General features: G+C 57.9%; 22 protein-coding genes. 15 read left to right on the forward strand and 7 right to left on the reverse strand.

The window, feature by feature from the left end:
• The first annotated feature begins 27 nt into the window (after positions 1 to 27).
• The 4 genes from fmt (at position 28) to ACMXYJ_RS01310 (ending at position 4,145) form a co-directional block, all read left to right on the forward strand.
• Positions 28 to 987 (forward strand): methionyl-tRNA formyltransferase, encoded by a 960-nt coding sequence (gene fmt, locus ACMXYJ_RS01295; RefSeq protein ID WP_415758520.1) that lies wholly within the window; start codon positions 28 to 30, stop codon positions 985 to 987.
• Positions 984 to 2,294 (forward strand): 16S rRNA (cytosine(967)-C(5))-methyltransferase RsmB, encoded by a 1,311-nt coding sequence (gene rsmB / locus ACMXYJ_RS01300; protein WP_415758521.1) that lies wholly within the window; start codon positions 984 to 986, stop codon positions 2,292 to 2,294. Before fmt ends, rsmB begins: the two co-directional genes overlap by 4 nt.
• A gap of 22 nt (positions 2,295 to 2,316) precedes the next feature.
• Positions 2,317 to 3,690, forward strand: coding sequence for a Trk system potassium transporter TrkA (gene trkA, locus ACMXYJ_RS01305; protein ID WP_056738489.1), 1,374 nt, complete (start codon positions 2,317 to 2,319; stop codon positions 3,688 to 3,690).
• 161 nt (positions 3,691 to 3,851) lie between these two features.
• Positions 3,852 to 4,145, forward strand: a complete 294-nt coding sequence (locus ACMXYJ_RS01310; RefSeq protein ID WP_415760663.1) for a tetratricopeptide repeat protein — start codon at positions 3,852 to 3,854, stop codon at positions 4,143 to 4,145.
• On the opposite strand, the gene ACMXYJ_RS01315 is transcribed toward ACMXYJ_RS01310, so the two are convergent.
• The 3 genes from ACMXYJ_RS01315 to ACMXYJ_RS01325 form a co-directional block, all read right to left on the reverse strand.
• Positions 4,146 to 4,385, reverse strand: coding sequence for a PilZ domain-containing protein (locus tag ACMXYJ_RS01315; protein WP_008155688.1), 240 nt, complete (start codon positions 4,383 to 4,385; stop codon positions 4,146 to 4,148). It abuts the gene before it with no gap.
• A gap of 71 nt (positions 4,386 to 4,456) precedes the next feature.
• Positions 4,457 to 5,344, reverse strand: coding sequence for a lysophospholipid acyltransferase (locus ACMXYJ_RS01320; RefSeq protein WP_415758522.1), 888 nt, complete (start codon positions 5,342 to 5,344; stop codon positions 4,457 to 4,459).
• Between the two features lie 40 nt (positions 5,345 to 5,384).
• Entirely contained in the window at positions 5,385 to 5,942 is a 558-nt protein-coding gene (locus ACMXYJ_RS01325; RefSeq protein WP_415758523.1) for a DNA-3-methyladenine glycosylase I, read from the reverse strand.
• A gap of 81 nt (positions 5,943 to 6,023) precedes the next feature.
• On the opposite strand from ACMXYJ_RS01325, the gene glyQ reads away from it, so the two are divergent.
• The 4 genes from glyQ to ACMXYJ_RS01345 all read left to right on the forward strand — a co-directional run bounded on the left by glyQ (position 6,024) and on the right by ACMXYJ_RS01345 (position 10,434).
• On the forward strand, positions 6,024 to 6,977 hold the full coding sequence (gene glyQ / locus ACMXYJ_RS01330) for a glycine--tRNA ligase subunit alpha (protein ID WP_008155694.1): 954 nt from the start codon (positions 6,024 to 6,026) through the stop codon (positions 6,975 to 6,977).
• Positions 6,974 to 9,028 (forward strand): glycine--tRNA ligase subunit beta, encoded by a 2,055-nt coding sequence (gene glyS / locus ACMXYJ_RS01335; RefSeq protein ID WP_415758524.1) that lies wholly within the window; start codon positions 6,974 to 6,976, stop codon positions 9,026 to 9,028. The genes glyQ and glyS overlap by 4 nt, the downstream gene beginning before the upstream one ends.
• A gap of 4 nt (positions 9,029 to 9,032) precedes the next feature.
• A complete protein-coding gene (gene gmhB / locus ACMXYJ_RS01340; protein WP_415760664.1) occupies positions 9,033 to 9,572 on the forward strand; it encodes a D-glycero-beta-D-manno-heptose 1,7-bisphosphate 7-phosphatase in 540 nt (179 codons plus the stop codon).
• Positions 9,573 to 9,654: 82 nt separating this feature from the next.
• Positions 9,655 to 10,434 carry a lysophospholipid acyltransferase family protein gene (locus ACMXYJ_RS01345; RefSeq protein ID WP_415758525.1) on the forward strand — a complete coding sequence of 260 codons (780 nt, stop codon included), beginning with the start codon at positions 9,655 to 9,657 and terminating at the stop codon, positions 10,432 to 10,434.
• Between the two features lie 274 nt (positions 10,435 to 10,708).
• On the opposite strand, the gene gyrB is transcribed toward ACMXYJ_RS01345, so the two are convergent.
• From gyrB to dnaA, 4 genes are read right to left on the reverse strand one after another with little or no spacing between them, the layout of a single operon-like run.
• A complete protein-coding gene (gene gyrB / locus ACMXYJ_RS01350; protein WP_415758526.1) occupies positions 10,709 to 13,132 on the reverse strand; it encodes a DNA topoisomerase (ATP-hydrolyzing) subunit B in 2,424 nt (807 codons plus the stop codon).
• 5 nt (positions 13,133 to 13,137) lie between these two features.
• Entirely contained in the window at positions 13,138 to 14,241 is a 1,104-nt protein-coding gene (recF, locus tag ACMXYJ_RS01355) for a DNA replication/repair protein RecF (RefSeq protein ID WP_007969883.1), read from the reverse strand.
• A 20-nt stretch (positions 14,242 to 14,261) separates the two neighbouring features.
• Positions 14,262 to 15,365, reverse strand: coding sequence for a DNA polymerase III subunit beta (gene dnaN / locus ACMXYJ_RS01360; protein WP_008155702.1), 1,104 nt, complete (start codon positions 15,363 to 15,365; stop codon positions 14,262 to 14,264).
• Positions 15,366 to 15,404: 39 nt separating this feature from the next.
• Positions 15,405 to 16,925, reverse strand: coding sequence for a chromosomal replication initiator protein DnaA (dnaA, locus tag ACMXYJ_RS01365; RefSeq protein ID WP_415758527.1), 1,521 nt, complete (start codon positions 16,923 to 16,925; stop codon positions 15,405 to 15,407).
• A gap of 567 nt (positions 16,926 to 17,492) precedes the next feature.
• Between dnaA and rpmH the strand changes: the two genes are divergently transcribed.
• The 7 genes from rpmH to rsmG all read left to right on the forward strand — a co-directional run bounded on the left by rpmH (position 17,493) and on the right by rsmG (position 24,512).
• A complete protein-coding gene (gene rpmH, locus ACMXYJ_RS01370) occupies positions 17,493 to 17,627 on the forward strand; it encodes a 50S ribosomal protein L34 (protein ID WP_003213577.1) in 135 nt (44 codons plus the stop codon).
• 16 nt (positions 17,628 to 17,643) lie between these two features.
• Positions 17,644 to 18,045: a ribonuclease P protein component gene (gene rnpA / locus ACMXYJ_RS01375; RefSeq protein ID WP_031319201.1), complete on the forward strand. Its 402-nt coding sequence runs from the start codon at positions 17,644 to 17,646 to the stop codon at positions 18,043 to 18,045.
• Positions 18,038 to 18,283: a membrane protein insertion efficiency factor YidD gene (gene yidD, locus ACMXYJ_RS01380; RefSeq protein WP_074872215.1), complete on the forward strand. Its 246-nt coding sequence runs from the start codon at positions 18,038 to 18,040 to the stop codon at positions 18,281 to 18,283. Before rnpA ends, yidD begins: the two co-directional genes overlap by 8 nt.
• Positions 18,284 to 18,285: 2 nt before the next feature.
• On the forward strand, positions 18,286 to 19,971 hold the full coding sequence (yidC, locus tag ACMXYJ_RS01385) for a membrane protein insertase YidC (protein ID WP_415758528.1): 1,686 nt from the start codon (positions 18,286 to 18,288) through the stop codon (positions 19,969 to 19,971).
• A 79-nt stretch (positions 19,972 to 20,050) separates the two neighbouring features.
• The gene (gene mnmE / locus ACMXYJ_RS01390) at positions 20,051 to 21,421 is read left to right on the forward strand and encodes a tRNA uridine-5-carboxymethylaminomethyl(34) synthesis GTPase MnmE (RefSeq protein WP_415758529.1); all 1,371 of its coding nucleotides are present in this window, start codon (positions 20,051 to 20,053) and stop codon (positions 21,419 to 21,421) included.
• Positions 21,422 to 21,972: 551 nt separating this feature from the next.
• Positions 21,973 to 23,871 (forward strand): tRNA uridine-5-carboxymethylaminomethyl(34) synthesis enzyme MnmG, encoded by a 1,899-nt coding sequence (gene mnmG, locus ACMXYJ_RS01395; protein WP_415758530.1) that lies wholly within the window; start codon positions 21,973 to 21,975, stop codon positions 23,869 to 23,871.
• Positions 23,868 to 24,512 carry a 16S rRNA (guanine(527)-N(7))-methyltransferase RsmG gene (gene rsmG, locus ACMXYJ_RS01400; RefSeq protein ID WP_033059687.1) on the forward strand — a complete coding sequence of 215 codons (645 nt, stop codon included), beginning with the start codon at positions 23,868 to 23,870 and terminating at the stop codon, positions 24,510 to 24,512. The genes mnmG and rsmG overlap by 4 nt, the downstream gene beginning before the upstream one ends.
• The last annotated feature ends 15 nt before the right edge of the window (positions 24,513 to 24,527 follow it).

Consider the following 24,527-nt stretch of genomic DNA (forward strand, 5'->3'; position numbering starts at 1 on the left):
GCCTTTTTCTTTTGCGAGACCTTTTGAATGACTGAGCCACTGCGCATCGTCTTTGCCGGCACCCCGGAATTCGCCGCCGAACACCTCAAGGCCCTGCTCGACAGCCCTTACGAGATCGTCGCGGTCTACACCCAACCGGACCGTCCGGCGGGTCGCGGGCAAAAGTTGATGCCAAGTCCGGTCAAGCAGTTGGCTCTGGAAAACAACATTCCTGTGTTGCAACCGCCAACCCTGCGCAACGAAGATGCTCAGGCTGAACTGGCCGCGCTCAAGCCGGACTTGCTGGTGGTGGTTGCCTATGGCCTGATCCTGCCGCAAGTGGTGCTGGATATTCCACGCCTGGGTTGCATCAACAGCCACGCCTCCTTGCTGCCACGCTGGCGCGGTGCGGCACCGATCCAACGCGCCGTCGAAGCGGGCGACAGCGAAAGCGGCGTGACCGTGATGCGCATGGAACTGGGCCTCGACACCGGGCCGATGCTGCTCAAAGTCACCACCCCAATCACCGGTGAAGACACCGGCGGCAGCCTCCATGACCGTCTGGCCGAAATGGGCCCGTCAGCCGTGATCCAGGCGATTGCCGGTCTCGCTGCCGGAACGCTGGAAGGCCAAGTGCAGGACGACAGCCTCGCCACTTATGCTCACAAATTGAACAAAGACGAAGCGCGCATCGACTGGAGCCGCCCGGCGGTTGAGCTGGAACGGCTGGTCCGCGCCTTCAATCCATGGCCGATCTGCCACAGCACGCTGAATGGCGAAGCATTGAAGGTGTTGGCCGCGAGCCTCGCCGAAGGGCAGGGCGCACCGGGGGAAATCCTCAGCACCAGCAAGGACGGTTTGATCGTCGCCTGCGGTGAGCAAGCCCTGCGTCTGACTCGTCTGCAATTGCCCGGCGGCAAGGCGCTGAACTTCAGCGACTTGTTCAACAGCCGTCGTGAGAAATTCGCCGTCGGCACCGTCCTCGGTCAAGCGGCGGACACTCAATGAATCCACGTCTGGCCGCCGCCAAGGCACTTGCTGCTGTTCTTAACGGAAAAGCCTCACTCAACAGTTCCCTGCCAACACAGATGGACAAGGTCGAAGACCGCGACCGCGGCTTCACCCAAGATCTGGCGTTCGGCACCGCACGCTGGCAGCCACGCTTGTCGGCGCTAGCGGCCAAGTTGCTGCAGAAGCCGTTCAAGGCAGCCGACGCCGATGTCGAAGCGCTGTTGTTGGTCGGTCTCTATCAGTTGCTCTACACCCGGGTTCCGGCCCATGCCGCCATCGGTGAAACCGTGGGTTGCGCCGACAAGCTGAAAAAACCGTGGGCCAAGGCCTTGCTCAACGCCGTGTTGCGCCGCGCCCAGCGTGAAAGCGAAGCGCTGCTGGCCGAGCTGGAACACGATCCGGTGGTGCGCACTGCCCACCCGCGCTGGCTGCAAAAATCCTTAAAGGCATTCTGGCCTGAGCAGTGGGAAGCCATTTGCGCGGCGAACAACGCGCATCCGCCGATGATCCTGCGGGTCAACCGTCGTCATCACAGCCGCGACGCTTATCTCGGGTTGCTGACCGAGGCCGGCATCGCCGCCACGCCGTGTGTTTACAGTCAGGACGGCATCATTCTCGACGCCGCTGCCGACGTGCGCAGCTTGCCGGGTTTCGCCGAAGGCTGGATCAGCGTGCAGGACGAAGCCGCGCAACTGGCCGCCGATCTGCTCGACCTGGCACCGGGTCAACGGGTGCTGGACGCCTGCTGTGCACCGGGCGGCAAGACCTGCCACATCCTTGAAGCCGAGCCAGCACTCGCCGGCGTGGTGGCGGTTGACCTGGAAGCCAAGCGTCTGGTGCGAGTGCGGGAAAACCTCGCACGCCTGGGCCTGAGCGCCGAACTGATCGCCGCCGACGGCCGCGACACCGCGACCTGGTGGGATGGCAAGCCGTTCCAACGCATTCTGCTGGACGCGCCATGCTCGGCCACCGGTGTGATTCGTCGTCACCCGGACATCAAGTTGACTCGCCAACCCGATGACATCGCCGCACTCGCGGTTCTCCAGGGCGAACTGCTCGATGCCATGTGGATAACTTTGGAGGTCGGCGGCATCCTGCTTTACGCCACCTGCTCGACGCTGCCGACCGAGAACACCGAAGTCATCGAAGCCTTCCTCGCTCGCACGCCAGGCGCCCGTGAACTGGACCTCGCGACTCAAGCCGGTATCAAGCAACCTCACGGTCGCCAACTGCTGGCCCAGGACGGCGGCCACGACGGGTTCTACTACGCCAAGCTGATCAAGATCGCCGCCGCGCGCGGTTAATGGGTTTTAAGGGAGTGACTGGATGAAAATCATCATCCTCGGCGCAGGGCAGGTCGGCGGTTCGCTGGCAGAACACCTGGCCAGCGAAGCCAACGACATCACCGTGGTCGACACGGACGGCGAACGCCTGCGCGACCTCGGCGATCGGCTGGACATTCGCACCGTGCAAGGCCGCGGCTCGCTGCCGACGGTGCTGCGTCAGGCCGGCGCCGACGACGCCGACATGCTGGTGGCGGTGACCAACAGCGACGAAACCAACATGATTGCCTGCCAGGTGGCCCACTCCCTGTTTCACACGCCGACCAAGATTGCCCGGGTTCGCGAAGCTGCCTACCTCACTCGCTCCGAGCTGTTCGACAACGAAGCGATTCCGGTGGACGTGCTGATCAGCCCGGAGCAAGTGGTTACCAACTACATCAAGCGCCTGATCCAGCATCCGGGCGCCTTGCAGGTGATCGACTTCGCCGAAGGCAAAGCCCAATTGGTGGCGGTCAAGGCGTACTACGGCGGCCCGCTGGTGGGCCAGCAACTGCGGCAGTTGCGTGAACATATGCCAAATGTCGAAACCCGTGTCGCGGCGATTTTCCGTCGTGATCGGCCGATCCTGCCGCAGGGCGATACGGTGATCGAGGCGGACGACGAAGTCTTTTTCATCGCCGCCAAGGCGAATATTCGCGCGGTGATGAGCGAAATGCGCCGCCTCGATGAGAGCTACAAGCGCATCGTCATCGCGGGCGGCGGGCAGATCGGTGAACGTCTGGCCGAGGCTATCGAAAGCCGTTACCAAGTGAAGATCATCGAGATGAACCCGGCGCGCTGCCGTCATCTCTCGGACACCCTCGACAGCACCGTGGTGTTGCAGGGCAGTGCCTCCGACCGCGACTTGCTGATGGAAGAGAACATCGCCGACGCCGACCTTTTCCTGGCGCTGACCAACGACGACGAAGCCAACATCATGTCTTCGCTGCTGGCCAAGCGCCTGGGTGCGAAGAAGGTGATGACCATCATCAACAACCCGGCCTACGTCGACCTGATCCAGGGCGGCGACATCGACATCGCCATCAGCCCGCAACTGGCGACCATCGGTACCTTGCTGGCCCACGTGCGCCGCGGCGATATCGTCAGCGTGCATTCATTGCGCCGGGGCGCGGCGGAAGCCATCGAGGCGATAGCACACGGTGATGAGAAGTCGAGTAAGGTCATCGGCAAGTCCATTGAGAATATTGGCTTGCCGCCGGGCACCACTATTGGCGCGATCATTCGCGACGAAGAGGTGATCATTGCCCACGACGACACGGTGATCGCGGCGGGTGACCATGTGATTCTGTTCCTTGTGGATAAGAAGCATATTAGGGATGTGGAAAAGCTGTTCCATGTGGGATTGAGCTTCTTCTGATCTCGCAACCAGATCGTTCCCACGCTCCGCGTGGGAATGCCTCAACGGACGCTCCGCGTTCGGCTTTTGGGACGCAGAGCGTCCCGGGCTGCATTCCCACGCAGAGCGTGGGAACGATCACTGACTGAGGGGAAACACCCGTGCTCGAATCCCTGGAAAAAATGCTCGCCAAGGGTGTGGATAACTCATTGCTGCGCTTCGGGCTGGGCAAGGGTTATCTGGATCTTGGGGAAAACGCCAAGGCCGCTGAGCATTTCCAGCGTTGCGTCGAATTTGATCCGAAGTATTCAGCCGCCTGGAAGCTATTGGGCAAGGCCCATCTGGGGCTGAAGGATTTCGCAGCCGCACGTCAGGCGTGGGAACAGGGCCTGGAAGCCGCTCGCGTCCATGGCGACAAGCAGGCCGAAAAGGAAATGACGGTATTTCTGAAAAAGCTTGAGCGTCAGACTCACTGATCAGAGGTAGCGCAGGCCAATGCCCTCTGCATCCACCAGCACCACTTCCATGCGCACCCGCGGCGCGCCTGTGGGTAAGTCCTGCACCTGACCGTACACCACCGCGCCCTTGGGCAATGCCGACAAGCCCGGATGCTTGACGTAGACGCCTGTCGTCGACAGGTTACGCGTCTGGCCCAGGCATTCGCCGAAGCTGTGGTGACTGATCTTGATGCGAAACGATTTGCGGTGTTCGGACATCTTCTGCGCCCTTTATTGAACGGTTGTGGATAACCCTGGCCCTAGGTTATCCACAGATCATGCCAATCGACTCAGTACCAGCGTTCTTCACCCGGCGGACGCTTCTTGAAGCGCTTCATGCTCCACATATACTGGCTCGGATACGCCCGCACATAGCGCTCGACCACCTGGCTCATGGCTGCGCAGGACGTCTCGGTATCGGTGCTGTACATGGCCTCTGGCGCGGCTTCGAGGATCACTTTGTAACCCGAACCGTCCGGCAACCGCAGGGCATGCAGGAACACGCCGACCGCTTTGCCGCCGGCGAGCATGTTCGGTACGAACTTGCTGGTCAGGGCCTGGGTGGCGAAGAACGGCACGAAAATCCCGGCGGATTCGGACGGTTCCGGGTCAGCGGGAATGCCCACTGCACCACCTTTGCGCACTTCCTTGATGACGCTGAGGATGCCTTCCTTGGTGGAGGCGGCAACCCGGTTACCCAACTGCACCCGCTGTTTGCGCAGCAAATCATCCACAGCCTTCAGCTTTGGCGGACGATAAAAGATGATCGGTTTGCACTGGTTGCAATAGAAGTGGTTCAACACTTCCCAGTTGCCCAGGTGACTGGTGATGCCGACGACACCTTTGCCGGAGGCGAGGGCGTCCTTTAATACGTCAAGACCTTCGACTTCACGCACCAGGTCGATGGAGCGCTGGGCCGGCCAGATCCAGGCGCAGGCACTTTCGGTCAGGGACTTGCCGATGTCTTTCAGGCTCTGGCCTACCAGCTGCTCACGCTCGGCCGGGTCCATGTCCGGGAAACACTTGGCGAGATTGATCCGCACCACATCGCGGGAACGGTTGGGGGTTTTCCACATGACCCAGCCAATGGCCGAGCCCACTGCCTGCACTGCCCGCCACGGGAGCAGGGCAAACAGCCGCAGAGCGCCTACCAGCAAGGCGCCTTTCAACTTATCCACAGGTCACTCCTGATTTTGTGCTGTGCGCGAGGCGGCTATTCTAACCGCCGATCGCCAGCTCCGCGTAACGATCACAATCCTGGGTGTGGTCCATGACCATGCCCGAGGCCTGCATCAGCGCGTAACAAATAGTCGGGCCGACGAATGTGAAGCCGGCCTTTTTCAGGCCTTTGCTCATCTCCACGGCGGTCGGCGTCACGGCCGGCACTTCGCTGCGGTCCTTGAAATGGTTGATCACAGGCTTGCCGTCGACGAAGGACCAGAGAAACTCCACCGGATCTTCCAGCGCCAGCCAGGCCTGGGCATTGCGCCGGGCCGCATTGAGTTTCAGGCGATTGCGAATAATGCCCGGATCGAGCATCAATTCTTCGATTTCGGCGTCGCTCATTTGCGCCACGCGTTGTACGTCGAAGCCGAACATTACCTGACGATAGTGCTCACGTTTGCGCAGCACGGTGATCCAGGAAAGGCCGGCCTGGAACCCTTCGAGCAAAAGCAACTCGAACAATCCCTGCGCATCGCGTAGCGGCGTACCCCACTCCTGATCGTGATAAGCCATGTACAGCGGATCTTCGGAACACCAAAAGCAGCGTGGCATAAGGCTCCAGGGGGCGTGCGCAGGACCGAATCGGGTATACTCCCGCTCTTTAAATCGCAGCCCAAGAAACAGGTGAATTTCGTGAGCCAGCCTACGCCAGCCGTGCGTACCTTCCAAGACTTGATCCTCGCCCTCCAGCAATACTGGGCCGAGCAAGGTTGTGTGGTACTTCAGCCCTACGATATGGAAGTAGGCGCCGGGACTTTCCACACTGCCACGTTTCTGCGCGCCATTGGCCCGGAAACCTGGAACGCCGCTTATGTGCAGCCCAGTCGTCGCCCGACTGACGGCCGCTACGGCGAAAACCCGAATCGTCTGCAGCACTACTACCAGTTCCAGGTCGTGCTGAAGCCGAACCCGGACAACTTCCAGGAACTGTACCTGGGCTCCCTCAAGCATGTCGGCCTGGACCCGCTGGTCCACGACATTCGCTTTGTTGAAGACAACTGGGAATCGCCGACCCTCGGCGCCTGGGGTCTGGGCTGGGAAGTCTGGCTCAACGGCATGGAAGTGACGCAGTTCACTTACTTCCAGCAAGCGGGCGGCATCGAGTGCTACCCGGTGACCGGCGAGATCACTTACGGTCTGGAACGTCTGGCCATGTATCTGCAGGGCGTGGACTCGGTCTACGACCTGGTCTGGGCTGACGGTCCGATGGGCAAAGTGACCTACGGCGACGTGTTCCACCAGAACGAAGTGGAGCAGTCGACCTACAACTTCGAACACGCCAACGTCGAGAAGCTGTTCGAACTGTTCGATTTCTACGAAAGCGAAGCCAAGCGCCTGATCGAACTCGACCAGCCGCTGCCGTTGCCGAGCTACGAAATGGTGTTGAAGGCCTCCCATACCTTCAACCTGCTGGATGCGCGCCGGGCAATCTCGGTGACCGCGCGTCAGCAATACATTCTGCGTGTCCGCACCCTGGCGCGTTCCGTTGCGCAAGCCTACCTGCTGGCTCGCGCCAAGCTGGGCTTCCCGATGGCGACCCCGGACCTGCGTGACGAAGTACTGGCCAAGCTGGAGGCAGCACAATGAGTGCTCAAGATTTTCTGGTTGAACTGGGCACCGAAGAACTGCCACCCAAAGCCCTGAACACCCTGGCCGAAGCGTTCCTGGCCGGTATCGACAAGGGCCTGCAAGCCGCGGGCCTGAACTACGAGACCAAAACCGTCTACGCCGCGCCACGTCGTCTGGCTGTGCTGATCACCGATCTGGCGACTCAGCAGCCGGATCGCAGCATCAACCTCGACGGTCCGCCACGTCAGGCCGCGTTCGATGCCGAAGGCAACCCGACTCAAGCAGCCCTGGGCTTCGCCAAGAAGTGCGGCGTCGACTTGAGCGAAATCGATCAGAGCGGCCCGAAACTGCGTTACAGCCAAAGCATCGCCGGCAAGCCGACCGCGAGCCTGCTGCCGACCATCGTTGAAGATTCCCTGAACGACCTGCCAATTCCAAAGCGCATGCGCTGGGGTGCTCGCAAGGAAGAATTCGTTCGTCCGACCCAGTGGCTGGTGATGCTGCTCGGTGACCAGGTCATCGATTGCACCATCCTCGCCCAGAAGGCGGGTCGCGACTCCCGTGGTCACCGCTTCCATCACCCGGAAAGCGTACGCATCACCTCGCCGGCCAACTATTTGACCGACCTGCGTGCCGCCTACGTGTTGGCCGATGCCAATGAGCGTCGCGAGTTAATCAGCAAGCGCGTCGAAGAGCTGGCGACGATGCAGGAAGGGACGGCGATCGTGCCGCCAGCCCTGCTCGACGAAGTGACCGCGCTGGTTGAATGGCCGGTGCCGCTGGTGTGCTCGTTCGAAGAACGTTTCCTCGACGTGCCGCAAGAAGCCCTGATCACCACCATGCAGGACAACCAGAAGTATTTCTGCCTGCTGGATGCCGACGGCAAGTTGCTGCCACGTTTCATTACCGTGGCCAACATCGAAAGCAAAGACCCGCAGCAGATCATCGCCGGTAACGAGAAAGTGGTTCGCCCACGCCTGACCGACGCCGAGTTCTTCTTCAAGCAAGACAAGAAGCAGAAACTCGAAGACTTCAACCTGCGTCTGCAGAACGTGGTGTTCCAGGAAAAACTCGGCAGCGTCTACGACAAGGCCGAGCGTGTTTCCAAACTCGCTGCGTTCATTGCTCAACGCATTGGTGGTAACGCCGCATGGGCTTCCCGTGCCGGCCTGCTGTCCAAGTGCGACCTGTCGACCGAGATGGTCGGTGAGTTCCCGGAGATGCAAGGTGTCGCCGGTTACTACTACGCCCTCAACGACGGCGAGCCGGAAGAAGTCGCTCTGGCGCTGAACGAGCAATACATGCCGCGCGGTGCCGGTGCTGAACTGCCGACCACCCTGACCGGTGCGGCCGTGGCCATCGCGGACAAGCTCGACACCCTGGTCGGCATCTTTGGTATCGGCATGCTGCCAACCGGTAGCAAAGACCCGTACGCCTTGCGCCGTGCTGCACTCGGCGTGTTGCGCATCCTGATCGACAAGAAGCTCGACCTCGACCTGAACGACGCCGTGGCTTTCGCCGTGAATGCCTTCGGTACCAAGGTCAAGGCTGCCGGCCTCAACGATTCGGTGCTGGAGTTCATCTTCGACCGTCTGCGTGCCCGTTACGAAGACGAAGGCGTTGATGTCGGGACTTACCTGTCGGTGCGTGCCCTGAAGCCGGGTTCGGCGCTGGACTTCGATCAGCGCGTACAAGCGGTAGAAGCTTTCCGCAAATTGCCGGAAGCCGCTGCCCTGGCCGCGGTGAACAAGCGCGTTTCGAACTTGCTGAGCAAGGTCGAAGGGTCTGTTCCTTCGGTCGTGGAAGCCAAGTACTTCGACAACGCCAACGAGTTCTCCCTGTACTCGGCGATCCAGCAGGCTGACCAGGCTGTTCAGCCGATGGCTGCGGCGCGTCAGTACAGCGAATCGCTGGCACGTCTGGCAGCGTTGCGCGAGCCAGTGGATGCGTTCTTCGAAGCCGTAATGGTCAACGCGGAAGATGCCAAGGTCCGCGCCAACCGTTATGCGTTGCTGGCGCGTCTGCGTGGACTATTCCTCGGCGTCGCCGACATTTCGCTGCTGGGCTGAGGGGCTGCTGTTGAAACTGCTGATTCTCGATCGGGACGGGGTGATCAATTACGACTCCGACGCTTACATCAAGTCGGTGGATGAGTGGATTCCGCTCCCGGGTTCGATCGAAGCCATCGCGCAGTTGAGCAAGGCCGGCTGGACGGTAGCGGTGGCTACCAACCAGTCGGGCATCGCTCGCGGCTATTACGACATCGCCACCCTGGACGCCATGCACGAGCGCTTGCGCTCGTTGGTGGCGGAGCAGGGCGGTGAAGTCGGGCTGATCGTCTATTGCCCGCACGGGCCGGACGATGGCTGCGATTGCCGCAAACCAAAACCCGGGATGTTGAAAACCATCGCCGCGCATTACAACGTATCGCTGACCAATCTTTGGTTCGTCGGCGATACCCTTGGTGACCTGGAGGCCGCCAAAGCCGTCGATTCTCAGCCAGTTTTGGTAAAGACCGGGAAAGGCGAAAAGACTTTGGGCAAGACCCTACCGGTAGGCACCTTGATTTTTGACGATCTGGCGGCGATTGCCGCAGAACTTATCCACAATTAGAGTGCTTCGATTGTTCCTGACCAAGGATTGATCGGGAGTGCGCTTTATATAGACGGGCAGAGCCCGCACGGTAAACGTCGCCATGTCGATATTGCAGGCCATCAGAACTTTCCTCTTTTATCTGTTGCTGGGCACCACCTCTTTGCTCTGGTGCAGCCTGAGCTTTTTTATCGCGCCTTTTCTGCCGTTCAAGGCACGCTATCGCTTCATCAATGTGTACTGGTGCCGCTGCGCCTTGTGGCTGAGCAAAGTCTTTCTGGGCATCAGCTACGAAGTGAAGGGCGCCGAGAACGTGCCCGACCAGCCCTGCGTGATTCAGTCGAACCACCAGAGCACGTGGGAGACGTTCTTTCTTTCCGCCTACTTTGAGCCTTTGAGCCAGGTACTTAAGCGCGAACTGCTCTTCGTTCCGTTTTTCGGCTGGGCCATGGCCATGCTGCGACCGATCGCCATCGACCGCGACAACCCGAAAGCGGCGCTCAAGCATGTGGCGAAGAAGGGCGATGAACTACTGAAGGATGGTGTCTGGGTTCTGATCTTCCCTGAGGGAACACGCGTTCCTTACGGCACCATCGGAAAATTCTCTCGCGGTGGTACCGCTTTAGCCGTCAACGCCGCACTTCCCGTGCTGCCGATTGCGCACAATGCTGGCAAGTTCTGGCCGAAAGCCGGTTGGGCGAAGAAGCAGGGCGTCATTACCGTGATCATCGGCGTGCCCATGTATGCCGAGGGTAGCGGGCCACGCGCGGTTGCCGAGCTCAATGATCGAGTCCAGGCCTGGAACGAGCAGATGCAACGTGAAATGGGTTCGCTACCACCCGCCCCGCAAGCCCCGGCTGCTACCGATCAAGTGGCTGTCTGAGATTTTGTGGATAACCTGTGTACCGTTTTGTTGAAATGCGTCGGATTTAGTTCATAGGTTTATGATTTATATACATATTTTATAAACCCATAAAAAACCGAAAAAAGTGCATAAGTTTTTTTCGGACGTAAAAAAACCGGCTGATATAGCCGGTTTTTTTATGCCTTCGATTTAGGTGTTTCAATCTTTGTTGGAGAGTGTAGGCAGCATCTCCGACAATAAAAAAAGGCCAACGCTTGAGCGTTGGCCTTTTTCGTTTGGCAGGTTCGCTGGATCAGAAGTCCAGGTTGGAAACCGCCAGGGCGTTGCTTTCGATGAAGTCACGACGAGGCTCGACCGCATCACCCATCAGGGTGTTGAAGATCTGATCCGCGCCAATGGCGTCTTCGATGGTTACTTTGAGCATCCGGCGCTGGCTTGGGTCCATGGTGGTTTCCCACAGCTGATCCGGGTTCATCTCACCCAGACCTTTGTATCGCTGGATGGTGTGACGCTTGGTGCTTTCGGCCATCAGCCATTCAAGGGCTTCCTTGAACTCGGTGACCGGCTTCTTGCGCTCGCCACGCTGAATATACGCGCCGTCGTCCAGCAAGGTGCTCAGTTGAGCGCCCAGAGAAACAACAGTCTTGTAATCGTTGCTGCCGAAGAAGTCGCGGTTGAAGGTGACGTAGTTCGACAAGCCGTGGGAGATCAGTTCGACCTCAGGCAGCCAGACGTTACGTTCACGGTCCTCACGCAGGCTGGCTTTGTAGACCAGGCCGGACTTCTCGACGGTGCGCAGACGAACTTCGTACTGGGCCATCCAATCCTGCATCGCAGCGTGATCGGACAATTGCTCCAGGCTAACGGCAGGCAGGTAGATAAAGTGCTCGGTCAGCTCCTGTGGGTACAGGCGCGACAGACGCTTGAGCGTCTTCATTACCAGACGGAAATCATTCACCAGACGCTCGAGGGCGGGTCCGGAAATCCCCGGGGCTTCCTCGTTCAGGTGCAGGCTCGCATCTTCCAGGGCCGACTGCGTCATGTACTCTTCCATGGCGTCGTCGTCTTTGATGTATTGCTCTTGCTTGCCTTTCTTGACCTTGTACAGCGGTGGCTGAGCGATGTAGATGTAGCCGCGCTCGATCAGCTCCGGCAACTGACGGAAGAAGAAGGTCAGCAGCAGAGTACGGATGTGCGAACCGTCGACGTCAGCATCGGTCATGATGATGATGTTGTGGTAACGCAGCTTCGCGATGTTGTACTCATCGCGGCCAATGCCACAGCCCAGCGCGGTGATCAAGGTGCCCACTTCTTGCGAAGAGATCATCTTGTCGAAGCGCGCCTTCTCGACGTTCAGGATCTTGCCCTTGAGAGGCAGGATGGCTTGGGTCCGACGGTTGCGTCCCTGCTTGGCGGAGCCGCCAGCAGAGTCACCTTCCACGAGGTACAGTTCGGAAAGGGCAGGGTCTTTTTCCTGGCAGTCAGCCAGTTTGCCCGGCAGGCCGGCGATATCCAGCGCGCCTTTACGACGGGTCATCTCACGGGCTTTACGCGCCGCTTCACGAGCGCGAGCCGCATCGATCATCTTGCCGACGACCAGTTTGGCTTCGTTCGGGTTTTCCAGCAGGAAGTCGGAGAAGTGCTTGCCCATTTCCTGTTCGACCGCGGTCTTCACTTCGGAAGAAACCAGCTTGTCTTTGGTCTGGGAGCTGAACTTCGGATCCGGCACTTTTACCGAGATGATCGCGGTCAGGCCTTCACGGGCATCGTCACCGGTGGTCGCGACTTTGTGCTTCTTCGCCAGACCTTCGGCTTCGATATAGGTGTTCAGGTTACGCGTCAGTGCGGAACGGAAACCCACCAGGTGAGTACCGCCATCGCGCTGTGGAATGTTGTTGGTGAAGCACAACAGGTTCTCGTTGAAGCTGTCGTTCCACTGCAAGGCGATTTCCACGCCGATGCCGTCTTCGCGCTGGATGTTGAAGTGGAACACCTGGTTGACCGGAGTCTTGTTGGTGTTCAGGTATTCAACGAACGCACGCAGGCCACCTTCGTACTTGAACAGCTCTTCCTTGCCGCTGCGCTCATCCTTGAGGACGATGCCGACACCGGAGTTGAGGAAGGACAGTTCACGAATCCGCTTGGCCAGGATGTCCCAGCTGAAGTGGATGTTCTTGAACGTCAGGTCGGACGGTTTGAAGTGAATCTGGGTACCGGTGGTTTCGCTTTCACCGACGATTTTCATCGGTTCTTTTGGAACACCGTGAATATAGGTCTGTTCCCAGATCTTGCCGCTGCGGCGAACGGTCAGGACCAGCTCTTCGGACAGGGCGTTCACAACCGACACACCTACACCGTGCAGGCCGCCAGATACTTTGTAGGAGTTGTCGTCGAACTTACCACCAGCGTGCAGCACGGTCATGATGACCTCGGCTGCCGAGACGCCTTCTTCTTTGTGCACGTCTACCGGGATACCACGACCGTTGTCGCGAACGGTGATGGATTCGTCCGGGTGGATGATGATGCTGATGTCGTCGCAGTGGCCAGCGAGCGCTTCATCGATGGAGTTGTCGACTACCTCGAAGACCATGTGGTGCAGACCGCTACCATCGTCGGTGTCACCAATGTACATACCGGGACGTTTGCGTACGGCATCCAGGCCTTTCAGCACTTTAATGCTCGTTGAGTCGTAGGTATTCGTATTTTCTTCGCTCAATGCCTTCACTCCCGATGGTCGTGGGTCTGGGTGATACGGCCCTGTTCCACGTGGAACAGAGCGACTGGCGTTTCCGTCTGCCAGCCTTCCCTCAATAATTCGTGATCTACACAGGTGATAAACACCTGGCAGCGTAAGTCTTCCAGCAAACGGCAAAGCGCGCGGCGGTGGTGCTCGTCCAGTTCGGACGGCAGGTCATCCACCAGATAAATACACTGGCCGCGTCGGGCCTGGCTGACCAAGTGCCCTTGGGCAATCCGCAATGCACAGACCACCAACTTCTGCTGACCGCGAGACAAGATGTCCGCGGCGTTATGTGCGCCCAATCTAAGACGCAAATCAGCACGCTGTGGTCCGGCCTGGGTATGACCCATTTGCTGATCCCGCTGAAGGGACCCGGCGAGCACTGCACTCAGTTCGCGGTCTTTGTCCCAACCTCGGTAATAGCTGAGCGTTAAGCCCTCGAGCTCAACCAGTTCACTCAAGGTCTGTTCAAAGACTGGTTTCAAGGCTTTGATATAAGCGCGGCGGTATTCATCAATTTCAGCGCTGGCCTGGCACAGTTCCCTGTCCCAAACCGCTTGCGAAACGGCGTCAAGTGTACCATGCCGCAGCCAAGAGTTTCTCTGGCGCAGGGCCTTCTGCAAGCGCTGCCAGGTGGACATGAATCGTGGTTCCACGTGGAACACGCCCCAGTCGAGAAACTGCCGGCGAATCTTCGGTGCGCCTTCCAGCAAGCGGAAGCTATCAGGGTTGATCAGCTGCAGCGGCAGGATTTCCGCCAGTTGCGCCGCGCTGCGAGCGTTCTGCCCGTCGATGCGGATCTGGAACTCCCCTTGACGGTCGCGGGAGATCCCCAAGGCGCTGTGCCCACCCTCGGCCAACTCCACTTGCCCAAACACCGTACAGGCGAGCTGCTCGTACTGAATGACGGGTAACAGGCGGGTGCTACGAAACGAACGGGCAAGCCCCAGCAGATGAATGGCTTCCAGAACACTGGTTTTGCCGCTGCCGTTGGCGCCGTAAAGAATGTTGATTCGGGGGGAGGGGGAGAAGGTCACCGGGTGCAGATTGCGCACCGCGGTGACCGAGACGCGACTTAAGGACATCTAGCTTCTGCTGAGCATGATTACAGACGCATCGGCATGACAACGTAGGCCGAGTCATCATTGTCAGACTCTTGCACCAGCGCACTGCTGTTGGAGTCGGACAGGATCAGGCGAACCTGCTCAGTCGTCATGACGCCCAACACGTCGAGCAGGTAGCTCACGTTGAAGCCGATTTCCAGATTGCCGCCGTTGTACTCGACGCCCACTTCTTCTTCCGCTTCTTCCTGTTCCGGGTTGTTCGCCTGGATCTTCAACTGACCGTTGGCCAGTTGCAGACGGATGCCGCGGTACTTTTCGTTGGACAGAATCGCGGTACGGCTGAAGGCTTCACGCAGGGCCTGACGATCACCGAGTACCAACTTGTCGCCACCTTTCGGCAGAACACGCTCGTAGTCCGGGAATTTTCCGTCGACCAGTTTCGACGTGAAGGTGAACTCGCCAGTGGTCGCACGAATGTGGTGCTGACCCAGTACGATACTGACGATGCCGTCCGGCTCGGTCAGCAGGCGCGCCAGCTCAAGGATACCCTTGCGCGGCACGATCACCTGGTGACGATCCGGCTGACCGATATCGGCCTTCATCGAGCACATGGCCAGACGGTGACCGTCGGTGGCCACGGCGCGGATGATGCCTTCGGAAACTTCCAGCAGCATGCCGTTGAGGTAGTAACGCACGTCTTGCTGGGCCATGGCGAAGCTGGTGCGTTCGATCAGACGGCGCAATTTGCTTTGCTCGAGGCTGCACGTCAGCGAGCCTGGGCCTTCTTCCACTGTCGGGAAATCATTCGCCGGCAGGGTCGACAGGGTGAAGCGGCTACGGCCGGCCTTCACCACGAGCTTCTGCTCGTCGACCTTGATGTCGATCAGCGCATCGTTCGGCAAGCTTTTGCAGATATCCATCAGCTTGCGCGCAGGCACAGTGATTGAACCTGGATCGGCAGGCTCTTCGAGTTGTACACGACCGACCAGCTCGACTTCCAGGTCGGTACCGGTCAGCGACAATTGCTGGCCTTCGACAACCAGCAGCACGTTGGAGAGCACCGGCAAGGTCTGTCGGCGCTCGACGACGCCTGCGACCAGTTGCAGGGGTTTCAACAGGGCTTCGCGTTGAATGGTGAAATGCATGGTCTAGTCCCTTGCCTTAATAAGCTGCGCTGGTGTTCATCAAGTGGTCAGTGTACGCAGCAGGTTCTTGTAGTCCTCGCGGATGTCCGCGTCGGATTCCTTAAGTTCGTTGATCTTGCGGCAGGCGTGCAAAACAGTCGTGTGGTCCCGGCCGCCAAACACATCGCCGATTTCCGGCAGGCTGTGGTTAGTCAACTCTTTGGACAATGCCATTGCAACCTGACGCGGACGTGCGACCGAGCGTGAACGACGCTTGGACAGCAGGTCGGAGATCTTGATCTTGTAGTACTCGGCGACCGTGCGCTGAATGTTATCCACAGAGACCAGTTTGTCTTGCAGCGCCAACAAGTCTTTCAGGGATTCGCGGATCAGCTCGATGGTGATGTCGCGGCCCATGAAGTGCGAGTGGGCGATCACGCGTTTCAGCGCGCCTTCCAGCTCACGGACGTTGGAACGAATACGCTGGGCAATGAAGAACGCCGCGTCATGGGGCAGATCGACTTTGGCCTGGTCGGCCTTTTTCATCAGGATCGCCACGCGGGTTTCCAGCTCCGGCGGCTCGACGGCTACCGTCAGGCCCCAGCCGAAGCGGGATTTAAGGCGCTCTTCAAGGCCTTCGATTTCTTTCGGGTAGCGGTCACTGGTGAGAATGACCTGCTGGCCACCTTCAAGCAAGGCGTTGAAGGTGTGGAAAAACTCTTCCTGGGAACGTTCCTTTCGGGCGAAGAACTGAATGTCATCGATCAACAACGCATCCACCGAGCGGTAGAAGCGCTTGAACTCGTTGATGGCGTTCAGCTGCAGGGCCTTGACCATATCGGCCACGAACCGCTCGGAATGCAGGTACACAACCTTGGCATTCGGATTCTTCTTTAATAGGTGGTTACCCACCGCGTGCATCAAGTGGGTTTTACCCAAGCCGACGCCACCATAAAGGAAGAGCGGGTTGTAACCGTGCTTGGGATTGTCCGCCACTTGCCAGGCCGCAGCCCGAGCCAGTTGGTTGGACTTGCCCTCGACGAAGTTTTCGAAGGTGAAGGTGCGGTTCAGGTAGCTGGTGTGCTTGAGCGCGCCTTCAACCTGCACCGTACGCTGTTCGGCGCGAATCGGAGCTTGTTGCGAACTGGCCCCGGCCATCGGGTCGAAGCTGTCGCGCGATGGCTCTTCATTAACCTCGGCAACTTTTTGCGTCGCACGCTTGGTCGTTGCGGCTACTTGGGCTGGCGCCGGGGCGCTGACAGGTGCGTGAGCGGCCTGAGCCTGTGAAGCCGCGGCGGCCAACGGAGCATTCGGGGCAGCACGTGGTGCCGAACTGCGTTTGCTGCCTATTAATAAGGACAGCGCCGGCGCCATGCCATTGCCATGCTCATCCAGCAGTTCAAGAACGCGGCCCAGGTACTTTTCGTTGACCCAGTCGAGAACAAAACGATTCGGTGCGTAGACACGCAACTCGTCGCCTTCGGCTTCGACCTGTAGTGGACGGATCCAAGTGTTGAATTGTTGGGCAGGCAGCTCATCGCGCAAAAGCTCCACGCACTGCTGCCAAAGTTCCACTGACACGGATATCCCCTAAGTTGAAAGCCGGTGAGGCAAAAACAAGCCGCCATTGTAGCCGACCAAGCCCCGACTTATCCACACGTAGGTTGTGCACCGCCCATGAAGTATCAGTGATCTATACGAAAAAAAGACGACCAGCGGTCTGTGCATAAGCTCTGTGGATAACCGGGTCTAAGGTCGTTGTACAAGTGGGGGGGAAACTCGGTGGATAACCACCCTGTGGATAAGTACCTCTTTCACCCACAGCTTATCCGACAGCGCAGCACAGGGTTACCACCGTTTTCCACCGTAGTTGTCATTCTCTGTACATCACGACTTTAAAGGGCTGATGCCAGTTATCCACAGAAGATCGTGCCCCTAGCTTTTATAAGCTTTACAGAAAAGCTTTAAATACTTTCCTTCTTAATTTCTATATCTAGCCAAGGAGCTCGACAGGAAAATCGCCTGGAGATCTATTTATAAGGAAACGCTGGTTGGAAATTGACCTAGAGGCTTGCTTTCTCTAGAATCCCCGGTCTCTTAAAACGGGGGCCATTCCGGCCCGTTGTGGACGAACCAGGTAACACGACAATGAAACGTACTTTCCAACCAAGCACTATCAAACGCGCTCGTACCCACGGTTTCCGTGCTCGCATGGCTACCAAAAACGGTCGTGCCGTCCTGTCGCGTCGTCGCGCCAAAGGTCGTGCGCGTCTGGCAGTTTGATAATCCGGCACTGGAGGTGAGTCAGGACTTCAGTCGGGAAAAGCGTCTGCTTACTCCCCGGCATTTCAAGGCAGTCTTTGACTCCCCTACCGGCAAGGTTCCGGGGAAAAATCTCCTGCTCCTTGCGCGCAACAACGATCTTGATCACCCCCGTCTCGGGCTGGTTATCGGGAAAAAGAGCGTAAAGCTCTCCGTCGAGCGCAATCGCCTCAAACGTCTGATGCGCGAATCGTTCCGTCTGAACCAGGACTCACTGGCCGGCTGGGACATCGTAATCGTCGCGCGCAAAGGTTTGGGTGACGTAGAAAACCCCGAATTGATTCAGCATTTCGGCAAACTCTGGAAGCGTCTGGCACGTAGCACGCCGGTACCAGCAGTCAAAACCGAAACTGTAGGGGTAGACAGTCCCGATGCGTAAACTGGCACTCGTTCCGATCCAGTTTTATCGCTATGCCATTAGTCCTCTGATGGCCAGTCACTGTCGTTTCTACCCCAGTTGTTCCTGCTACGCGTATGAAGCCATAGAAAATCATGGCCTTCTGCGCGGTGGCTGGCTGGCCTTTCGTCGTTTAGGTCGCTGTCATCCGTGGAATCCCGGTGGTTATGACCCGGTTCCATCTATCCCTACCTCCCGTTCTTCTTCGATGGCCGAGTAATCATGGATATCAAACGCACGATCCTGATCGTCGCCCTGGCAATCGTGTCCTACGTTATGGTTCTTAAATGGAACCAGGACTATGGCCAGGCTGCCCTGCCGACTCAGAATGTTGCTTCCAGTACTACCGCACCGGGCCTACCGGATACGGCGACTGGCAATAATGCTTCTGTCAGTGACGACATTCCACGCGCCGCAAGCGATACCAGTGCAACTGCACCTGCTGAAACACCAGTAGCTGCAAGCAAAGACCTCATCCAGATCAAAACGGATGTGCTCAACCTGGCAATCGATCCACAAGGTGGTGATGTTGCGCAGTTGACGCTGCCGCTGTATCCACGTCGCCAGGACCATCCGGAAATTCCATTCCAGTTGTTCGATAACGGCAACGAGCGGACTTATCTGGCTCAAAGCGGTTTGATCGGCACCAACGGTCCGGACGCAAGTCCTGCCGGTCGTCCGGTTTACTCCTCGGAGAAGAAGATTTACCAACTGGCTGACGGTCAGGACCAATTGGTCGCAGACCTGAAGTTCAGCAAGGACGGCGTCAACTACATCAAGCGTTTCACATTGAAACGTGGCCTGTATGACGTAACCGTTTCCTACCTGATCGATAACCAGAGTGCTCAGCCCTGGTCCGGTGCAATGTTCGCGCAATTGAAGCGTGACGCCAGCGGCGATCCTTCCTCAACTACCGCCACCGGTACCGCGACTTACCTGGGCGCAGCCCTGTGGACAAGTAACGAGCCGTACAAGAAAGTGTCCATGAAGGACATGGACAAGGCGCAGTTGAAGGAAACGGTCAATGGTGGTTGGGTTGCCTGGTTGCAACACTACTTCGTCACCGCATGGATTCCGGCCAAGGGCGAAAACAACGTCGTCCAGACCCGTAAAGACAGCAAGGGCAACTACATCATCGGTTATACCGGCCCGGCAATGAGCGTTGCGCCAGGTGCAAAAGCCGAAACCAGTGCCGTTCTGTACGCCGGTCCGAAAAGCCAGGCCGTGCTGAAAGAGTTGTCCCCAGGTCTGGAACTGACCGTCGATTACGGCATTCTTTGGTTCATCGCCCAACCCATCTTCTGGTTGCTGGGACACATCCACGCAATCGTCGGTAATTGGGGCTGGTCGATCATCTTCCTGACCATGCTGATCAAAGGGATCTTCTTCCCGCTGTCGGCTGCCAGCTACAAATCCATGGCGCGCATGCGTGCAGTGGCACCGAAACTGGCGGCGCTGAAAGAGCAACATGGCGACGACCGGCAGAAAATGTCGCAATCCATGATGGAGCTGTACAAGAAAGAGAAGATCAATCCGCTGGGTGGTTGCTTGCCAATCCTCGTGCAGATGCCGGTTTTCCTTTCGCTGTACTGGGTTCTGCTGGAAAGCGTTGAAATGCGCCAAGCGCCGTTCATGCTGTGGATTACTGACCTGTCGATCAAGGATCCGTTCTTCATTCTGCCGATCATCATGGGCGTAACCATGTTCATCCAGCAGCAGTTGAACCCGACTCCTCCGGATCCGATGCAGGCCAAGGTGATGAAGCTGATGCCAATCATCTTCACCTTCTTCTTCCTGTGGTTCCCGGCTGGTCTGGTGCTGTACTGGGTAGTGAACAACTGCCTGTCGATCGCTCAACAGTGGTACATCACTCGTAAGATCGAAGCAGCTACCAAAGCAGCTGCCTGATTTACACTGTGAATAACCACTCAAAACGCCCCCTAGTGGGGCGTTTTGCTATCTGTCACTTTTGTCTGGATAACGGTTTATGAGCGTTCCTCGTGAAACCATCGCCGCCGTCGCCACCGCTCAAGGTCGCGGGGGTGTGGGCATCGTCCGTATTTCCGGGCCGCTGGCGAGTGTTGCGGCCAAGGCCTTCAGCGGTCGTGAACTCAAGCCAAGGTTTGCCCACTACGGCCCGTTCCTCAGTGAAAACGATGAGGTGCTGGATCAAGGCATCGCGCTGTATTTTCCCGGCCCGAACTCGTTTACCGGTGAAGATGTGCTGGAACTCCAGGGCCATGGCGGTCCGATAGTTCTGGATATGCTGCTCAAGCGTTGCCTGGAACTGGGCTGTCGGTTGGCCCGGCCGGGTGAATTCAGCGAGCGCGCGTTCCTCAACGACAAACTCGACCTGGCTCAGGCCGAGGCAATCGCTGACTTGATCGAAGCGAGTTCTGCACAGGCTGCAAGAAATGCCCTGCGTTCCTTGCAGGGCGCATTTTCCGAACGTGTGCATAACCTCACCGAGCAATTGATTGGCCTGCGCATCTATGTCGAAGCGGCGATCGACTTCCCTGAAGAAGAAATCGACTTCCTCGCCGATGGTCATGTACTGAGCATGCTCGACAAAGTACGTGACGAGTTATCCACCGTACTACGAGAAGCCGGGCAGGGTGCCTTGCTGCGTGACGGGATGACCGTGGTGATCGCCGGCCGGCCAAATGCCGGTAAATCCAGTCTGTTGAATGCACTGGCCGGTCGTGAAGCCGCGATTGTCACCGAGATCGCCGGCACCACCCGGGACATTCTTCGTGAACATATCCACATCGATGGTATGCCGCTGCACGTGGTCGACACCGCTGGTCTGCGAGATACCGACGACCAGGTAGAAAAAATCGGTGTCGAACGGGCGCTGAAAGCAATCGGCGAGGCTGATCGAGTCCTGTTGGTGGTCGATGCTACCGCTCCTGAGGCACTTGATCCGTTCGCGTTATGGCCCGAATTTCTGGAAATCCGTCCCGATCCGGCGAAAGTCACGCTGATCCGAAACAAGGCAGACCTCACGGGCGAAGCCATTGCCCTGGAAGTCAGCGAGGATGGCCACGTCACCATCAGCTTGAGCGCCAAGTCTGCAGGCGAAGGGCTGGAATTGCTGCGCGACCACCTCAAGGCCTGCATGGGCTACGAACAGACCTCTGAAAGCAGCTTCAGTGCTCGCAGGCGTCACCTTGAAGCGTTGCGTCACGCCAGTGCTTCCCTTGAGCACGGCCGTGCACAGCTGACCCTGGCGGGTGCCGGTGAACTGTTGGCCGAGGATTTGCGACAAGCCCAACACTCTTTGGGTGAAATTACCGGTGCATTCAGCTCCGATGACCTGCTGGGACGGATCTTTTCCAGCTTCTGTATCGGTAAATAATCTTCCCCGTTGTCCACAGACAGGCCATTCGTGCCTGTCTGTCCCCTCCTTTTCCTGAATTCTCTTCCAGTGCTGAGCAGATTCTTTCTGTTTGAGCGGATTTTCCGTGCCCGGGATTTGCTTATTCAGCAGTTTTCTGTGGATTAAGCCCTGTGAATAACTGCCTCTAAGGGCAGTTGATAACAGGGCCTCAAAACTGAAGATATCCGCCCCTGTGGATAAGCATCCATTTCATCCACAGGCTTAAACCGGTTATCCAAGGGCCTCCTTGGCACATGACCACAGGGTTTTGAATCTCTGTACATATTGAATATAAAGGCCTGTAGAGATCTATCCACAGAAATGTGCCTCAGTAGAAATAAACATAAAAACAAAGATTTAATAAATTTCTTTCTTTTTAATTTCTATAACCGCGACTTCTCCACAGCTGGTTAAATTTTGTGCAAAGGGTTCTTTAGGAAGGGCGAAGTCCCTATACTTGCCGACCAGGTCCAAAAACCTGAGCTCAAACTATTCCTGATTACCTAACTGAAGCAGGCACGAGGTGCGTGGTGGATTTCCCTTCCCGTTTTGAAGTGATCGTCATCGGCGGCGGTCATGCCGGTACCGAGGCAGCACTGGCCTCAGCACGTATGGGTGCAAAAACCCTGTTGCTGACGCATAACGTGGAAACCCTCGGTGCCATGAGTTGCAACCCCGCTATCGGTGGGATCGGCAAAAGCCATCTGGTCAAGGAAATCGATGCCCTCGGCGGCGCGATGGCCATGGCTACCGACAAAGGTGGTATTCAATTTCGCGTATTGAACAGCCGCAAAGGCCCGGCCGTGCGGGCAACCCGCGCTCAGGCTGATCGGGTTCTGTACAAGGCCGCTGTCCGCGAAATCCTCGAAAACCAGCCGAACCTGTGGATATTTCAACAGGCCGCCGACGATCTGATCGTCGAGCAGGAACAAGTGCGCGGTGTTGTCACCCAAATGGGCCTGCGTTTCTTCGCGGATTCCGTGGTGTTGACCACTGGCACCTTCCTCGGTGGACTTATCCACATCGGAATGCAGAATTTTTCCGGTGGCCGTGCCGGTGATCCGCCGTCGATTGCGCTGGCTCACCGTCTGCGTGAATTGCCATTACGCGTTGGTCGCCTGAAAACAGGCACGCCACCGCGTATCGACGGTCGTACGGTGGATTTCTCGGTGATGACCGAGCAAGCAGGCGATACACCGATCCCGGTGATGTCGTTCATGGGTTCCAAAGAGCAGCATCCGAAACAGGTCAGCTGCTGGATTACCCACACCAACGCCCGTACCCACGAAATCATTGCCGCCAACCTGGATCGGTCGCCGATGTATTCCGATGCCGGTGTGATCGAAGGTATCGGCCCGCGTTACTGCCCGTCGATCGAAGACAAGATCCATCGCTTTGCCGACAAGGAAAGCCATCAGGTCTTCATCGAACCGGAAGGCCTGACGACCAACGAGCTGTACCCGAACGGGATATCCACATCTCTGCCATTCGACGTGCAACTGCAAATCGTGCAATCGATTCGCGGCATGGAAAATGCGCACATCGTTCGTCCGGGTTACGCCATCGAATACGACTACTTCGACCCGCGTGACCTGAAATACAACCTGGAAACCAAAGTTATCGCCGGTCTGTTCTTCGCCGGGCAAATCAACGGCACCACCGGTTACGAAGAAGCCGGCGCCCAGGGTTTGCTGGCCGGGGCCAACGCCGCATTGCGTGCTCAGGGCAAAGACGCCTGGTGCCCGCGTCGCGACGAGGCGTACATCGGGGTGTTGGTCGATGACCTGATTACCCTGGGTACCCAGGAACCGTATCGGATGTTCACGTCCCGCGCCGAGTACCGCCTGATCCTGCGCGAAGACAACGCCGACCTGCGCTTGACCGAAAAAGGTCGCGAACTGGGTCTGGTGGATGACGCGCGTTGGGCTGCGTTCTGCACCAAACGCGAAAGTATTACGCTGGAAGAGCAACGTCTGAAAAGTACCTGGGTTCGCCCGGGCACTGAGCAAGGTGATGCGATTTCCGAAAAGTTCGGCACGCCGCTGACCCACGAATACAACTTGCTCAACCTGCTGAGCCGTCCGGAAATCGACTACGCTGGTCTGATCGCCGTAACCGGTGGCGGCGCAGAAGATCCACAAGTCGCCGAGCAGGTCGAAATCAAGACCAAATACGCCGGTTACATCGATCGCCAGCAGGATGAAATCGCACGGCTGCGGGCCAGCGAAGACACAAAACTGCCTGTGGATATCGATTACACGAACATTTCCGGTCTCTCCAAAGAGATTCAGAGCAAGCTCGGTGCGACCCGTCCAGAGACTTTGGGCCAGGCGTCACGTATCCCGGGTGTGACGCCGGCAGCGATTTCGCTGTTGATGATTCATTTGAAAAAACGCGGCGCGGGCCGTCAGTTGGAGCAAAGCGCTTGAGTTCGTTGGTCACCTCGCAACACGCAGAAGAGTTATCCACAGGTGCTCGCCAGCTCGGTGTCACGTTGACAGAAACCCAGCATGCTCAGCTGCTGGGTTATCTGGCCCTGTTGATAAAATGGAACAAGGCTTACAACCTGACTGCCGTACGCGATCCGGATGAAATGGTTTCCCGTCACTTGCTCGATAGTTTGAGCGTGATGTCGTTCGTCGAAAACGGCCGCTGGCTGGACGTCGGCAGCGGTGGCGGCATGCCGGGTATTCCGTTGGCCATCCTGTTTCCAGAGTCCCAAGTGACCTGCCTGGACAGCAACGGCAAGAAGACCCGCTTCCTGACCCAGGTCAAACTCGAACTCAAACTGGATAACCTGCAAGTTATCCACAGTCGCGTCGAAGCTTTTCAGCCTGATCAGCCATTCAACGGGATCATTTCCCGGGCGTTCAGCAGCATGGAGAACTTCAGCAACTGGACTCGACACCTCGGCGACACCGAAACACGTTGGCTGGCAATGAAGGGCGTTCATCCCGCCGATGAGCTGGTAGCATTGCCGGCAGACTTCCACCTCGATAGCGAACACGCCCTGGCCGTACCCGGTTGCCAAGGCCAACGCCATCTGCTGATACTGCGCCGCACGGCATGATTGGGAACACAAGCA

This window comes from Pseudomonas arabinosi (assembly GCF_047758675.1).
GTDB lineage: Bacteria > Pseudomonadota > Gammaproteobacteria > Pseudomonadales > Pseudomonadaceae > Aquipseudomonas > Aquipseudomonas arabinosi.